This is a genomic window from Rhodopseudomonas sp. G2_2311, from assembly GCF_047501505.1.
Classification (GTDB): Bacteria; Pseudomonadota; Alphaproteobacteria; order Rhizobiales; family Xanthobacteraceae; genus Rhodopseudomonas; species Rhodopseudomonas palustris_H.
In genome coordinates this window covers 50,022-62,860 of the sequence record NZ_JAZDRK010000008.1, presented here as the reverse complement: position 1 = coordinate 62,860, position 12,839 = coordinate 50,022, and the positions used below count along the sequence as shown (strand labels likewise).

Annotated in this window: 13 protein-coding genes; 6 read left to right on the top strand and 7 right to left on the bottom strand. The window is 65.7% G+C overall.

The genetic code is table 11. The features are described from left to right. Positions 1–49: 49 nt before the first annotated feature. Both VRZ08_RS13150 and hpaR read right to left on the bottom strand, forming a co-directional pair. On the bottom strand, positions 50–1,135 hold the full coding sequence (locus VRZ08_RS13150) for a malate/lactate/ureidoglycolate dehydrogenase (protein ID WP_414532808.1): 1,086 nt from the start codon (positions 1,133–1,135) through the stop codon (positions 50–52). 40 nt (positions 1,136–1,175) lie between these two features. Then, entirely contained in the window at positions 1,176–1,715 is a 540-nt protein-coding gene (gene hpaR, locus VRZ08_RS13145) for a homoprotocatechuate degradation operon regulator HpaR (RefSeq protein WP_414532806.1), read from the bottom strand. A 247-nt stretch (positions 1,716–1,962) separates the two neighbouring features. Between hpaR and hpaH the strand changes: the two genes are divergently transcribed. The 6 genes from hpaH (at position 1,963) to VRZ08_RS13115 (ending at position 8,631) form a co-directional block, all read left to right on the top strand. After that, a complete protein-coding gene (gene hpaH / locus VRZ08_RS13140; protein WP_414532804.1) occupies positions 1,963–2,769 on the top strand; it encodes a 2-oxo-hept-4-ene-1,7-dioate hydratase in 807 nt (268 codons plus the stop codon). A gap of 21 nt (positions 2,770–2,790) precedes the next feature. Continuing rightward, positions 2,791–3,189, top strand: coding sequence for a 5-carboxymethyl-2-hydroxymuconate Delta-isomerase (locus tag VRZ08_RS13135; RefSeq protein WP_414532803.1), 399 nt, complete (start codon positions 2,791–2,793; stop codon positions 3,187–3,189). 55 nt (positions 3,190–3,244) lie between these two features. Then, positions 3,245–4,723, top strand: a complete 1,479-nt coding sequence (hpaE, locus tag VRZ08_RS13130) for a 5-carboxymethyl-2-hydroxymuconate semialdehyde dehydrogenase (RefSeq protein WP_414532864.1) — start codon at positions 3,245–3,247, stop codon at positions 4,721–4,723. Between the two features lie 249 nt (positions 4,724–4,972). Continuing rightward, positions 4,973–5,950 (top strand): 3,4-dihydroxyphenylacetate 2,3-dioxygenase, encoded by a 978-nt coding sequence (gene hpaD, locus VRZ08_RS13125; protein WP_414532802.1) that lies wholly within the window; start codon positions 4,973–4,975, stop codon positions 5,948–5,950. A gap of 154 nt (positions 5,951–6,104) precedes the next feature. After that, positions 6,105–6,977, top strand: coding sequence for a fumarylacetoacetate hydrolase family protein (locus tag VRZ08_RS13120; protein WP_414532801.1), 873 nt, complete (start codon positions 6,105–6,107; stop codon positions 6,975–6,977). Between the two features lie 28 nt (positions 6,978–7,005). After that, complete coding sequence (locus VRZ08_RS13115) at positions 7,006–8,631, top strand: thiamine pyrophosphate-dependent enzyme (RefSeq protein ID WP_414532800.1); 1,626 nt, start codon at positions 7,006–7,008, stop codon at positions 8,629–8,631. 272 nt (positions 8,632–8,903) lie between these two features. On the opposite strand, the gene paaE is transcribed toward VRZ08_RS13115, so the two are convergent. The 5 genes from paaE to paaA form a co-directional block, all read right to left on the bottom strand. Continuing rightward, positions 8,904–9,992, bottom strand: a complete 1,089-nt coding sequence (gene paaE, locus VRZ08_RS13110) for a 1,2-phenylacetyl-CoA epoxidase subunit PaaE (protein WP_414532799.1) — start codon at positions 9,990–9,992, stop codon at positions 8,904–8,906. Between the two features lie 7 nt (positions 9,993–9,999). Beyond that, a complete protein-coding gene (paaD, locus tag VRZ08_RS13105; RefSeq protein WP_414532798.1) occupies positions 10,000–10,503 on the bottom strand; it encodes a 1,2-phenylacetyl-CoA epoxidase subunit PaaD in 504 nt (167 codons plus the stop codon). Next, positions 10,497–11,264, bottom strand: a complete 768-nt coding sequence (paaC, locus tag VRZ08_RS13100) for a 1,2-phenylacetyl-CoA epoxidase subunit PaaC (RefSeq protein WP_414532797.1) — start codon at positions 11,262–11,264, stop codon at positions 10,497–10,499. The genes paaD and paaC overlap by 7 nt, the downstream gene beginning before the upstream one ends. A gap of 217 nt (positions 11,265–11,481) precedes the next feature. Further along, positions 11,482–11,769, bottom strand: a complete 288-nt coding sequence (gene paaB, locus VRZ08_RS13095) for a 1,2-phenylacetyl-CoA epoxidase subunit PaaB (RefSeq protein WP_414532796.1) — start codon at positions 11,767–11,769, stop codon at positions 11,482–11,484. Between the two features lie 33 nt (positions 11,770–11,802). Further along, positions 11,803–12,786 carry a 1,2-phenylacetyl-CoA epoxidase subunit PaaA gene (paaA, locus tag VRZ08_RS13090; RefSeq protein ID WP_414532795.1) on the bottom strand — a complete coding sequence of 328 codons (984 nt, stop codon included), beginning with the start codon at positions 12,784–12,786 and terminating at the stop codon, positions 11,803–11,805. Positions 12,787–12,839 lie beyond the last annotated feature (53 nt).

The following is a 12,839-nucleotide window of genomic DNA, read 5'->3' as shown; positions in this document are numbered from 1 at the left end:
ATGCGCGGGTCGAGCCCGCGCATGACGGGCGGATTTGGTAATAATCGCCTCACGCCGTCGCCGCTTGGATCGCGGCTTCGTCGACGCCGACTTCGCGGGCGGTGGCGACGATGGCGGCCCAGGTATCATCCGGAAGCGGGACACCGTTTTTCGTGCGCTCGGCGCGGGTGGCGGTTTCGGGATCTCCGGGGATCAGCACCTGATCGACGCCCGCGACCGTCTTCGAACTCTTGAAGAAGTCGATGTAGCGGGTGACTTCGGCATCGAACACATGCGCCGGATCGATCCGCTTGGGATCGACGTAGATCGAGAACATGCCGTTGGCGAACGGCCGATTCGGACCGGTCGCACCATTGCCAGTGAGCGCGCCGCCCAGCAGCTCGCAGATCAGCGCCAGCCCCGAGCCCTTGTGCTCGCCGAAAGCGCGGATCGCCCCTGTGCCGTTGGCGTGGTTGATCGGGCCGTCCTTCTCGTGCGGGCCGTACAGCGTCGCCGGATCTTCGCTCAAAGAACCGTCGGCATTGATCAGCGCGCCTTGCGGCAACTTCTTGCCGCCGCGCGCCGCGACCAGCACCTTGCCCTCGGCAACGATCGAGGTGGCGAGATCGAGCACCACCGGCGGCGCGTCGGGGCGCGGAATGCCGACGCAATACGGCGCCGTGGACAATCGGCGTTCGACGCCGCCGAACGGCGCGACCAGGATCGAGCCTGCCGCAGTGACGAAGTGGATCGACACTAAACCTTCGGCTGCCGCCATCTCGGCCCAATCGCCAATCCGGCCGATATGTCCGGCGTTCTTCAGCGCGACCGCCGACAGCCCTTGCGTCTTGCACTTGTCGATGCCGATCCGCACCGCCTGCGGGCCGACCGTCTGGCCGTAGCCGAACTTGCCGTCGACCACCGCGAGCGACGGCAGATCGACCGGGACGTCGACGGTCTGGTCCGGATGCACTGCGCCGGCGTTGCGCCAGCGGATATACACTGGCACGCGGATGACGCCGTGACTGTCGTGGCCGGTGAGATTGGCGGTGGTGAGATAGGAGCCGATCCGCCGCGCCTCTTCCTTCGACGAGCCGGCGCGTTCGAACACCTGGGCGACGAAATCGATCAACCGATCGACCTGCACCGTCACCATGTCGGCGCACTCCTGCGGCCAGCGGTCATGGGTTGCTGCGTCATTCCTCGTCTCCTCCCGGCGCCGCGGCCTTCGCCTGCGGTCGAACTTTGCGGCCGCGAGTTGAGCGAAATTCCGGATCGCTGTCCACCGCGCTCCCGGCATGGCGCACCGGCATCGCCGTCAGGCTCGCCTCCAGCTCGCGCAGCAATTGCTGCAGCTCGGCGAGCCTGGCGCCGCCGGTCCGCCGCGTGATTTCGGCGTAGATCGCTTCCGAAAACGGCGCCACCGTCTCGATCAGCTTCAGCCCCTTGGCGGTGATCGACACCATGTTGCGGCGCTGATCGTCCTTCGCGAGCTTGCGCGCCACCAGCTTGCGCGTTTCGAGATCACGCAGCATCCGCGACAGGCTCGGACCAAGCAGGAAGGCGTTGTGCGCCAGCTCGGTGACTTCGATCGCATCGACCGCCGTGAGCGCACGCAGGATACGCCATTGCTGCTCGCTGAGCCCGTGAGCGCGCAGCAGCGGCCGGAAGTGCCGCATCACCGCCTCGCGGCTGCGCAGCAGCAGCATCGGCAGCGAGCGCGAGAATTCGCGCATCGGCGGTTCTTTGGTCTGAGCTTTCCTATTCCCGTCATTGCGAGGCGGTTCGCGCCGAAGCAATCCAGCTTTGGAGTGCGCGGCTGGATCGCTTCGCTTCGCTCGCAATGACGGTGGCGGAGATTTTTGCATCGCAACAGAAGCGGTTTCGGTTTGAGTGCGATCATTTAACATGTTAATCATCTGCCGCGCGACGGTTTTGTTGAATGGACCGCGCGGGGATGAAACGATTTTCGCTGGAGCGACGATGGCGCTTTCGAACGACGACATCCGCGCCGCGGCCGAGCGGCTGGACCAGGCCGAGAAAACCAAGGTGCAGGTCCGCCAGCTGTCGCTGGATCATCCGGCGATCACGATTCCCGACGCCTACGCGATCCAGGCCGCTTGGATCGAGATCAAGCAGGCTACGGGCCGCCGCATACGCGGCCACAAGATCGGGCTGACCTCAAAGGCGATGCAGAGCCAACTCGGCATCGGCGAGCCCGACAGCGGCATCCTGCTCGACGACATGTTCTTTGACGACGGCGGCATCGTGCCGACCGACCGCTTCATCGCAACGCGCGTCGAGTCCGAGCTGGCCTTCGTCATCAAGCACCGCCTCGTCGGGCCGCATTGCACGATCTTCGACGTGCTGAACGCCACCGATTTCGTGGTGCCGGCGTTGGAGATCCTCGACACCCGGGTGCAACGCGTCGATCCCGAGACCAAGGCGACGCGCAAGATCTACGACACCATCGCCGACAATGCGGCGAATGCCGGCATCGTGCTCGGCGGCCGGCCAATCCGCCCCCTCGACACCGACCTGCGCTGGATCGGCGCGCTGACCTACAAAAACGGCCAGCTCGAAGAAACCGGCCTCGCCGCGGGCGTGCTCAATCATCCGGCGACCGCGGTGGCCTGGCTCGCCAACAAGATCGCGCCGCAGGGCCTGGCACTGGAGCCCGGACAGATCGTGCTGGCCGGCTCGTTCATCCGCGCCATCGAGACCGCGAAGGGTGATACGATCCAGGCCGACTACGGTCCTTACGGCACCGTGAGTTGTTACTTCGGCTGAAGCGACCGAAGCGAGGGATCCATGCCGCATTTCACCATCGAATATTCCGCCAATCTCGACGCCAAACTCGACATCGCCGAAGTCGTCGAGCTGGTTCGCAGCACCGCGATCGAAACCGGGATCTTCCCCGTCGGCGGGGTGCGGGTCCGCGCGATCCGCTGCGAGCACTACTCGATTGCCGACGGCCGGCCCGGCTTTGGCTTCATGGCGATGCTGCTGCGGCTCGGCGAAGGCCGCGACCTCGCCGCCCGCAAGCGCGCCGGCGACCACATCTTCGCCCAGCTCTCGCACTATCTCGATCCGCTATTCGGCGACGAGGGCTTCGCACTGTCGTTCGACATGGTGGTCAACGACAAGGAGACGAGCTGGAAGCGCAACTCGATCCACGACCTCTTGATCGCCGAGGCCCGCCATGGCTGATGCCGCCACGAACTCTTCCGGATTTCAGGCCAATCTCGACCGCGCCGCGCCGCTGATGAAGCAACTCAAGGCCGATGGCATCGGCCATCTGATTGGCGGCGAGATCGTTGCGGCCTCATCCGGCGAAGTGTTCGAGACGGCCTCCCCGATCGACAACACGGTGCTGGCACAAGTGGCGCGCGGCACGGCGGCGGACATCGACCGCGCCGCCCAGGCCGCCAAGGCAGCGTTTCCGGCGTGGCGCGACATGGCACCGGCCAAGCGGCGCAAGTTGTTGCACGCGATCGCCGATGCGATCGAGGCGCGCGCCGACGATATCGCCGTGCTGGAGTGCATCGACACTGGCCAGGCGCATCGCTTCATGGCCAAGGCCGCGATCCGCGCCGCCGAGAACTTCCGGTTCTTCGCCGACAAATGCGCCGAGGCGCGCGATGGGCTCAACACGCCGAGCGAGGAGCATTGGAACGTCTCGACCCGGGTGCCGATCGGACCGGTCGGCGTAATCACGCCGTGGAATACGCCGTTCATGCTGTCGACCTGGAAGATCGCGCCCGCGCTCGCGGCCGGCTGCACCGTGGTGCACAAACCGGCCGAGTGGTCGCCGGTGACGGCCGACATGCTGGCGCGGATCTGCAAGGACGCTGGCCTGCCTGACGGCGTGCTCAACACCGTGCACGGCTTCGGCGAAGAAGCCGGCAAGGCGCTGACCGAACATCCGGCGATCAAGGCGATCGCTTTCGTCGGCGAAACCGCGACCGGCGCCGCGATCATGGCCCAGGGCGCACCGACGCTGAAGCGCGTGCACTTCGAACTCGGCGGCAAGAACCCGGTGATCGTGTTCGACGACGCCGATCTCGACCGCGCGCTCGATGCCGTGGTGTTCATGATCTACTCGCTCAACGGCGAGCGCTGCACATCATCGAGCCGGCTGCTGGTGCAGGCTTCGATGGCTGACAAATTTATCGAGAAGCTGGCCGCTCGGGTGCGTGCGCTGAAGGTCGGACACCCGCTCGATCCGGCCACCGAGGTCGGCCCGCTGATCCATCAGCGCCATCTCGACAAGGTCTGCTCCTATGTCGACGTCGCCCGCAAAGACGGCGCGACCATCGCGGTCGGCGGCGCGCCTTACGTCGGCCCCGGCGGCGGCCACTATGTGCAGCCGACGCTGGTGACGAATGCCCGCAGCGACATGCAGGTGGCACAGGACGAGGTGTTCGGCCCGTTCCTGACCGTGATCCCGTTCAAGGATGAAGCCGAGGCGATCGGGATCGCCAACGATGTCCGCTATGGCCTCACCGGCTATGTCTGGACCGGCGACATGGGCCGCGCCTTGCGCGTCGCCGATGCGCTCGAAGCCGGCATGATCTGGCTGAACTCGGAAAACGTCCGCCATCTGCCGACCCCGTTCGGCGGCATGAAGCAGTCCGGCATCGGCCGCGACGGCGGCGACTACTCGTTCGAGTTCTACATGGAGACCAAGCACGTCTCGCTGGCCCGCGGCACGCACAGGATCCAGAAACTGGGGGTGGTGTAGTGCGAAGCCTCTCCCCGAGTCATTCCGGGGCGCTCGCGAACGCGAGCGAACCCGGAATCTCGCCGCGAGCACTTTTGGTCATTCCGGGGCGCGCGAAGCGTGAGCCCGGAATCCATACTCCCTGCAGGCGCGGTCGTGCACAGCTGCCGACACAGGGGTTATGGATTCCGGGTTCGCCGCTCCGCGGCACCCCGGAATGACGAGATTTGATGCTGTGAACTAACAACAAGACGATCCGAGGACTCGCCAATGCCGGTGCCGCAACACGTGTTCGATCCGCCGTTCAACATTGTCCGCGCCAGCCATGTGGTGCTCGACGTCGTCGATCTGGACAAGAGCGTCGCGTTCTACGATCAGATCATCGGCCTGCATGTCGAAGACCGCGACGACGCCACCGCTTACCTGCGCGGCTGTGAGGAGCATCAGCATCATTCGCTGGTGCTGCGCAAGGCGGACGCGCCTGCTGCGGCGCGGCTCGGATTCAAGGTCGGCACCGAGGACGATCTCGACAAGGCGGGCAGCTTCTTTGCCGAGAACGGGCTGATCTACAGCTTCGTCGACCGACCATTCCAGGGCCGTACCCTGCACGTCACCGATCCGTTCGGTTATCGGCTCGAACTCTATGCGACGATGGAAAAACGGCCGCATCTGCTGCGCCGCTACGAACTCTATAAGGGCTGCCATCCGCAGCGGTTCGACCATTTCAACGTGTTCGCCGCCGAGACCCAAGACACCATTGAATTCTACGCAAGGCTCGGCTTTCGCCTTACCGAATACGCCGAAGAAGACGGCGACGGCGGCCGGATCGCCGCGGCGTGGATGCACCGCAAGGGCAACGTCCACGATTTCGCGCTGACCAACGGCGGTGGGCCGCGGCTGCACCATTTCGCCTATTGGGTGCCCGGTCCGCTCAACATCATCCACCTCTGCGACGTGATGGCATCGAGCGGGCTCGCTCTCGAACGCGGCCCAGGCCGGCACGGCATCTCGAATGCGTTCTTCCTCTATGTCCGCGATCCCGACGGCCACCGCATCGAGCTGTATTGCAGCGACTATCAGACCATGGACTACGACCACGAGCCGCTGCGCTGGTCGCTGCGCGACCCGCGCCGCCAGACGCTGTGGGGGGCGCCCGCCCCGCGCTCCTGGTTCGAACAGGGCTCGCCGTTCCTCGGCCAGGAGGTCCGCGAGCCGGCCTTCGTAGCCGATGTGGTGATTGCGGATTGAACCTCGGATGCGCACACTCGAACCATGAAACTCGTCATTCCGGGGCGCTCGCGAAAGCGAGCGAACCCGGAATCCAGAAGTTCAGAGCACCTCGGGATTCCGGGTTCGCGCCTGACGGCGCGCCCCGCAATGACGGCATCAAAGGTTGATCACCATGCCCACCCCTCGCCTCGCCACCTTTACCGTCAACGGCCTCACCCGCTACGGCGCGGTATGTGATCATGGGGTGGTCGATCTGTCGGCCCGCCATGCCAACGACTATCCGACCCTGCGCGAGGTGATTGCGGCCGGTGCGCTGCAGCGGATCGTCGATGAGGCCGACCATACCGCGCCTGACTTCGCCCGCGACGCGGTGGTGTTTCAGCCGCCGATCCCGCAGCCGGAAAAGATCATCTGCGTCGGCGTCAACTATCCAGACCGCAACGCCGAATACAAAGACGGCAGCGAGGCGCCGAAATTCCCCTCGATATTCATGCGCACGCCGCGCTCCTTCGTCGGCCACGGCGCGCCGCTGGTGCGGCCGAGGGCGTCGAAGCTGCTCGACTACGAAGGCGAACTGACGCTGGTGATCGGCCAGGGCGGCCGCCACATCAAGGAAGCCGACGCGCTGAACCACGTCGCCGCGATCACGCTGTGCAACGAGGGCACGATCCGCGACTGGGTGCGCCACGCCAAGTTCAACGTGACCCAAGGCAAGAACTTCGACCACACCGGCAGCTTGGGTCCGTGGCTGGTGCCTTACACCGATGAATCGCAGATCGCCGACATTCGGCTGACGACGCGGGTCAATGGCGAGACCCGGCAGGACGACCGCACCTCGCGGATGATTTTCAGCTTCCGCTATCTGATCGCCTATATCTCGACCTTCACCACACTGGTGCCGGGCGACCTGATTGTCACCGGCACGCCAGCCGGTGCCGGCGCGCGCGCCGAGCCGCCGGTGTATCTGAAGCCCGGCGATATCATCGAGGTCGAGGCCGACGGCATCGGCACCTTGCGCAACGGCGTGGTCGACGAAGCCGAGTAATTCTTCCCAGCAAGCAGTGGATATCCAGATGAGCATCATGACCGGCGGCGAAGCCATTGTGCAGGGCCTCGTCGCGCACGGCGTCGACACCGTGTTCGGCCTGCCCGGAGCGCAGATCTACGGCCTGTTCGACGGCTTCGCCAAAGCGCAGCTGAAGGTGATCGGCGCGCGACACGAGCAGGCCTGCGGCTACATGGCGTTCGGCTACGCCCGCGCGTCCGGCAAGCCCGGCGTGTTCAGCGTCGTGCCCGGCCCCGGCGTGCTGAATGCCTCCGCGGCGCTGCTCACCGCGTTCGGCTGCAACGAGCCGGTAATGTGCCTCACCGGCCAGGTGCCGAGCGCCTATCTCGGCAAGGGCCGCGGCCATCTGCACGAGATGCCGGACCAACTGGCGACGCTGCGCAGCTTCATCAAATGGGCCGAGCGCATCGAATATCCGGGCAACGCGCCGGCGCTGGTGGCGCGCGCATTTCAGGAGATGATGAGCGGACGCCGCGGCCCCGTGGCGCTGGAAATGCCGTGGGACGTGTTCACGCAGGCCACCGAAACCGGCGCCGCGCAGAAGCTCGATCTGATCGCACCGCCCGCGCCTGATCCGGATCGGGTCGCCGCTGCGGCGAAGCTGATCGCGGCGAGCAAGCGGCCGATGATCTTCGTCGGCGCCGGCGCACTGGAGGCCGGCGACGAAATCCTCGAACTCGCCGAGATGATCGACGCGCCGGTGGTGGCGTTCCGTTCCGGCCGCGGCATCGTCAGCAACCGGCACGAACTCGGCCTCACCTTCGCGGCCGCTTATCAGCTGTGGCCGCAAACCGACCTGATCATCGGCATTGGCACGCGGATGGAGCTGCCGACCACCTTCCGCTGGCCGTTCCGCCCCGAGGGGTTGAAGTCGGTGCGCATCGACATCGATCCGGCCGAGATGCGGCGGTTCGCGCCCGACGCGGCGATCGTGTCGGATTCGAAAGCCGGCGCCCGTGCGCTGGCCGATGCGGTGAGCAAGGCGGGCTATTCGAAGACGAAAGGCCGCCGCGACGAGATCCGCGCCGCCACCGCGACGACCAACGAGGAGATCCAGGCCATCCAGCCGCAGATGTCGTATCTGAAGATCCTGCGCGAGGTGCTGCCGGACGATGCGATCGTCACCGACGAGCTGTCGCAGGTCGGCTTCGCCTCCTGGTACGGCTTCCCGATCTATCAGCCGCGCACCTTCCTGACCTCCGGCTATCAGGGCACGCTCGGATCGGGCTTCCCGACCGCGCTCGGCGCCAAGGTCGCCTGCCCGGACAAACCGGTGGTGGCGATCACCGGCGACGGCGGCTTCATGTTCGGCGTGCAGGAGCTCGCCACGGCCGTGCAGTACAACATCGGCGTGGTGACGCTGGTGTTCGACAATTCCGCCTACGGCAATGTCCGCCGCGACCAAGTCAATCTGTTCGACGGCCGCGTCGTGGCATCCGATTTGGTCAATCCGGATTTCGTCAAGCTGGCGGAATCGTTCGGCGTCGGTGCAGAACGCGTCACCTCGCCCGACCATTTCCGCCCCGCGCTGGAAAGAGCGCTCGCCGCCGGCGGCCCGCAGCTGATCGCCATCGACGTGCCCCGCGACAGCGAAGCCAGCCCCTGGCCGTTCATCCATCCGGCGAAGCCGTAAGCCCGTCCCGTCGTCATTCCGGGGCGCTCACGAAGTGAGCGAACCCGGAATCTCGAGCTGTTCAGCCTTATCGTTCCACAACCTCTGGATTCCGGGTTCGCGCTACGCGCGCCCCGGAATGACCGGTATCATCAACGTCATTGCGAGGAGCGAAGCGACGAAGCAATCCAGATTCACGCAGCGTGGCGCTGGATTGCTTCGCCTTCGGCTCGCAATGACGGCATGCGGCGCTCCGGAATGACGAATGGAGAGGTGGTGCGCGTCGCCTCCGCTCACAAATGATCGTAGTCCACCACCACCCGGTCGGTGGTCGGTTTGGCCTGGCAGGTCAGCACGAAGCCGGCGGCGAGCTCCCAGGGCTCCAGCGAATAGTTGAGGTCCATCTTAGCTTCGCCCTCGACCAGCTTGGCGCGGCAGGTCGAGCACATCCCGCCTTTGCAGGCGAACGGCAGATCGACGCCGGCGCGCAGCGCGGCATCGAGGATCGCTTCGCCCTCGGCCACCGGCACCTCGCGGCGCTTGCCGTCGATGATCAGCGACGCCATCGCCTTCGGCGGCGCGCCCGGCTCGACCACCGCCTTCGGCCGCGGCTTGCCGCCGAGCCCAGAAACGAATCGCTCGACATGGATCCGCTCGGCGGCGATGCCGAGGTCGCGGCAGGTGAGTTCGATGTCGTCGCTCATTCCGGTCGGGCCGCAGATGAAGACGTGATCGACGCTCGCCGCCGGCACCATCGCGGTGAGCAGCAGCCGCACCTTGTCGCGGTCGAGCCGGCCCTGCATCACCGGCACGTCCTGCTCTTCCTGCGACAGCACATGAAACACGGCGAGCCGGTCGAGGTAGCGGTCCTTCAGCGTCTCCAGTGTCTCGCGAAACAGGATCTGATCGGTGGTGCGGTTGCCGTAGAACAGGAAGAACCGGCTGCCTGGCTCGCGCGCCAGCACACCTTTGATCAGCGACAGGATCGGCGTGATGCCGCTGCCGGCGGCGAAGCCCACATAGGTGCGCGTTTCTTCCGCAGCGTGCAGCGCGCCGAACCGTCCGGTCGGCGTCATCACCTCGATCGTATCGCCGGCCTTCAACTCCTCGGTCGCCCACACCGAGAATGCGCCGCCGTCGACCTTCTTCACCGCGATCCTGAGCTCGCCGTCGTCCGGGCCGGAGCAGATCGAATAGGACCGCCGCACCTCCTCGCCGTCCATCGTGGTGCGCAGCGTGAGATACTGGCCGGGCACGAACTGATAGGCGCTCGCCAGCTCCGGCGGGACCGTGAAGCTGAGCGAGATCGCATCCCGCCCCTCGCGGCGCAGGTCGGCAATGGTCAGCGGATGAAATCGCGGAATGCTGGCGGAGATGTTCATGGGGCGCTCAATGGCACTTGAAGTAATCGAACGGTTCGCGGCAGCTCTTGCAACGCCACAGCGCCTTGCACGAGGTCGAGCCGAATTCGGACAGCTGCTCGGTTTCAAGCGAGCCGCATTGTGGACAGGCGATCTCGAGCGCGCCGAACAGCGCGCGGCGCGAGCCGGTCGCTTGCGGCGGTGCGATGCCGTACTCCTTGAGCTTGGCGCGACCGGCCTCGCTCATCCAGTCGGTGGTCCATGCCGGCGCCAGCACGGTCGTCACCCGCGCTGGCGCAATGCCGGCGCGCGCCAGCGCGGTCTCGATCTCCAGCGCGATCATGTTCATCGCCGGACACCCCGAATAGGTCGGGGTGATCGCCACTTCGACGCGGCCCTGTTCGACCCGCACCTCTCGCAGCACGCCGAGATCGGCGATGCTCAGCACCGGAATTTCCGGATCACACACCGTCGCCGCGGCATCCCAGGCGCGCTGCCGCAGCTCGGCGTCGCTGCCCGTCAGCGTCACCATGTCAGCCCCGGATAGGTCCGCTGCATGTGCTGCAGCTCGGCGAGCAGCCGGCCGAGATGCTCGGTGTGGCGGCCGCTGCGGCCGCCCTGCTGCATCCATGGATTGCTCGGCACCGTCAACGTCGCTTCGCGCAGCACGGTGTCGATCGTGCTCTGCCAGGTGCCGCGAACGCTCTCTGGATCGATCGCCACGCCGCTTTCGAGCAGCCGGCGCTCGACATCGTCGGTCTCGAACAGCTCGCCGGTGAACGCCCACAACGCGTCCACGGCATCCTGTGCGCGGCGGTGGCTTTCATCGGTGCCGTCGCCGAGCCGGATCATCCATTCGGCCGCGTGGCGGAGGTGATAGGCGCTTTCCTTTTCCGACTTGGCGGCGATCGCCGCCAGAGTTGCGTCGGACGATTGCATCATCGCCCGCCAATACGGATCGGCGAATGCCGAGTAGAATAGTTGCCGCGCGATGGTGCGGGCGAAGTCGCCGTTCGGCTGCTCGACCAGCAGCAGGTTCTGATAGTGCCGCTCCTCGCGCAAATAAGCGAGCTGATCCTCATCGCGCCCCTGCCCCTCAACCCGGCCGGCATAGCTGTAGAGTTCGCGCGCCTGCCCGATCAAGTCGAGCGCGATGTTCGACAGCGCCATGTCCTCTTCCAGCATCGGCGCATGCCCGCACCATTCCGACAGCCGATGCCCGAGCACGAGCGCATCGTCAGCTCGGCGCAGCGTGGTGGTGAACAGAGGGGTGGCGGTGATGGTGGTGGACATGGCTGCCGAGCTCGGTGCGTTGAACTGAACTGTCGACCTGTCCCCGTCATTGCGAGCGAAGCGAAACAATCCAAAAGCTCAGTGCACGGCGCTGGTTGCTTCGTCGCTTGGCTCCTCGCAATGACGTGGAGAGGCTTGTGGATCATCCTTCGAGGCCGCCGCTACGTGGCGGCATCTCAGGATGACGTCTTGTTGTGTGGCGAGCGCAGCCCGCCGCCTACATATGCCCGACTTCGTCGGGCACGTTGTAGAACGTCGGATGGCGATAGATCTTGCTCTCCGCCGGTTCGAACAGCATGCCGGCCTCGGCCGGGTCGCTGGCGGTGATCGCGTTCGATGGTACTACCCAGATCGACAGGCCTTCGCCGCGACGGGTGTAGATGTCGCGCGCGGCCTGCAGCGCCAGCGTGGCGTCGGCGGCGTGTAGCGAGCCGACGTGCTTGTGCGCCAGCCCATTGCGGCTGCGGATGAAAACTTCCCACAGCTGCGTGTTCGGCGTGGTCATCATGATGTCCTCCCCGAAGGATCGTCGCGGCGATTACGCCGCCAGTTTCTTCTTGCGTTTCTCCGCGTAGGCGGCGGCCGCTTCGCGCACCCAGGCGCCGTCGTCGTGGGCCTTGCGCCGCGCCGTCATGCGGTCGCGGTTGCACGGCCCGTTGCCGGCGAGCACCTGCTTGAATTCGTCCCACGGAATCGCGCCGTACTCCCAATGCCCGGTCGCGTCATTCTTCTTCAGATCCGGATCGGGCAGCGTCAGGCCGAGATAATGCGCCTGCGGCACCGTGGCATCGACGAATTTCTGGCGCAGCTCGTCGTTCGAGAACCGCTTGATCTTCCACTTGGTCGAGGTATCGCTGTGCTGGCTGGCTTGATCCGGCGGGCCGAACATCATCAGGCACGGCCACCACCAGCGGTTCAGCGCGTCCTGCGCCAGCGCCTTCTGCTCGGCCGAGCCCTTCGCCAGCGTCAGCATGATCTCGTAGCCCTGGCGCTGGTGGAACGACTCTTCCTTGCAGACGCGGATCATCGCGCGCGCATAGGGCCCGTAGGAGCAGCGGCACAACGGGATCTGATTCATGATCGCGGCGCCGTCGACCAGCCAGCCGATCGCGCCGATGTCGGCCCAGGTGAGGGTCGGGTAGTTGAAGATCGACGAATACTTCGCCTTGCCGCTGAGCAGCTGATCGACCAGTTCCTCACGCGAGGCGCCGAGGGTTTCGGCGGCGGCGTAGAGATACAGGCCATGGCCGCACTCGTCCTGAACCTTCGCGAGCAGCGCCGCCTTGCGGCGCAGTGTCGGCGCGCGGGTGATCCAATTGCCTTCGGGCAACATGCCGACGATTTCGGAATGCGCATGCTGAGAGATCTGGCGCACCAGAGTCTTGCGGTACGCGGCCGGCATCCAGTCGTTCGGCTCGATCCGCTCCTCGGCATCGATCCGCGCCCGGAACCGCGCGGCGCGGTCGGCGTCCTCGATGTTCCGCTCGTCACCGTCGGACACGTTGAGTGCCTGGGTGTACATGGCGATCTCCTCCGGCGTTGTTGGAAATATAATTGACCAATTGGACGGTCAAT

What these genes read in the sequence shown, in the direction of transcription:
- hpaR (WP_414532806.1), bottom strand. Translation starts at nt 1,715, where the DNA reads ATGCGCGAATTCTCGCGCTCGCTGCCGATGCTGCTGCTGCGCAGCCGC.
- paaD (WP_414532798.1), bottom strand. Translation starts at nt 10,503, where the DNA reads ATGGTGACGCTGACGGGCAGCGACGCCGAGCTGCGGCAGCGCGCCTGG.
- VRZ08_RS13120 (WP_414532801.1), top strand. Translation starts at nt 6,105, where the DNA reads ATGCCCACCCCTCGCCTCGCCACCTTTACCGTCAACGGCCTCACCCGC.
- paaB (WP_414532796.1), bottom strand. Translation starts at nt 11,769, where the DNA reads ATGACCACGCCGAACACGCAGCTGTGGGAAGTTTTCATCCGCAGCCGC.
- hpaH (WP_414532804.1), top strand. Translation starts at nt 1,963, where the DNA reads ATGGCGCTTTCGAACGACGACATCCGCGCCGCGGCCGAGCGGCTGGAC.
- VRZ08_RS13150 (WP_414532808.1), bottom strand. Translation starts at nt 1,135, where the DNA reads ATGGTGACGGTGCAGGTCGATCGGTTGATCGATTTCGTCGCCCAGGTG.
- VRZ08_RS13115 (WP_414532800.1), top strand. Translation starts at nt 7,006, where the DNA reads ATGAGCATCATGACCGGCGGCGAAGCCATTGTGCAGGGCCTCGTCGCG.
- paaA (WP_414532795.1), bottom strand. Translation starts at nt 12,786, where the DNA reads ATGTACACCCAGGCACTCAACGTGTCCGACGGTGACGAGCGGAACATC.
- paaC (WP_414532797.1), bottom strand. Translation starts at nt 11,264, where the DNA reads ATGTCCACCACCATCACCGCCACCCCTCTGTTCACCACCACGCTGCGC.
- VRZ08_RS13135 (WP_414532803.1), top strand. Translation starts at nt 2,791, where the DNA reads ATGCCGCATTTCACCATCGAATATTCCGCCAATCTCGACGCCAAACTC.
- paaE (WP_414532799.1), bottom strand. Translation starts at nt 9,992, where the DNA reads ATGAACATCTCCGCCAGCATTCCGCGATTTCATCCGCTGACCATTGCC.
- hpaE (WP_414532864.1), top strand. Translation starts at nt 3,245, where the DNA reads ATGAAGCAACTCAAGGCCGATGGCATCGGCCATCTGATTGGCGGCGAG.
- hpaD (WP_414532802.1), top strand. Translation starts at nt 4,973, where the DNA reads ATGCCGGTGCCGCAACACGTGTTCGATCCGCCGTTCAACATTGTCCGC.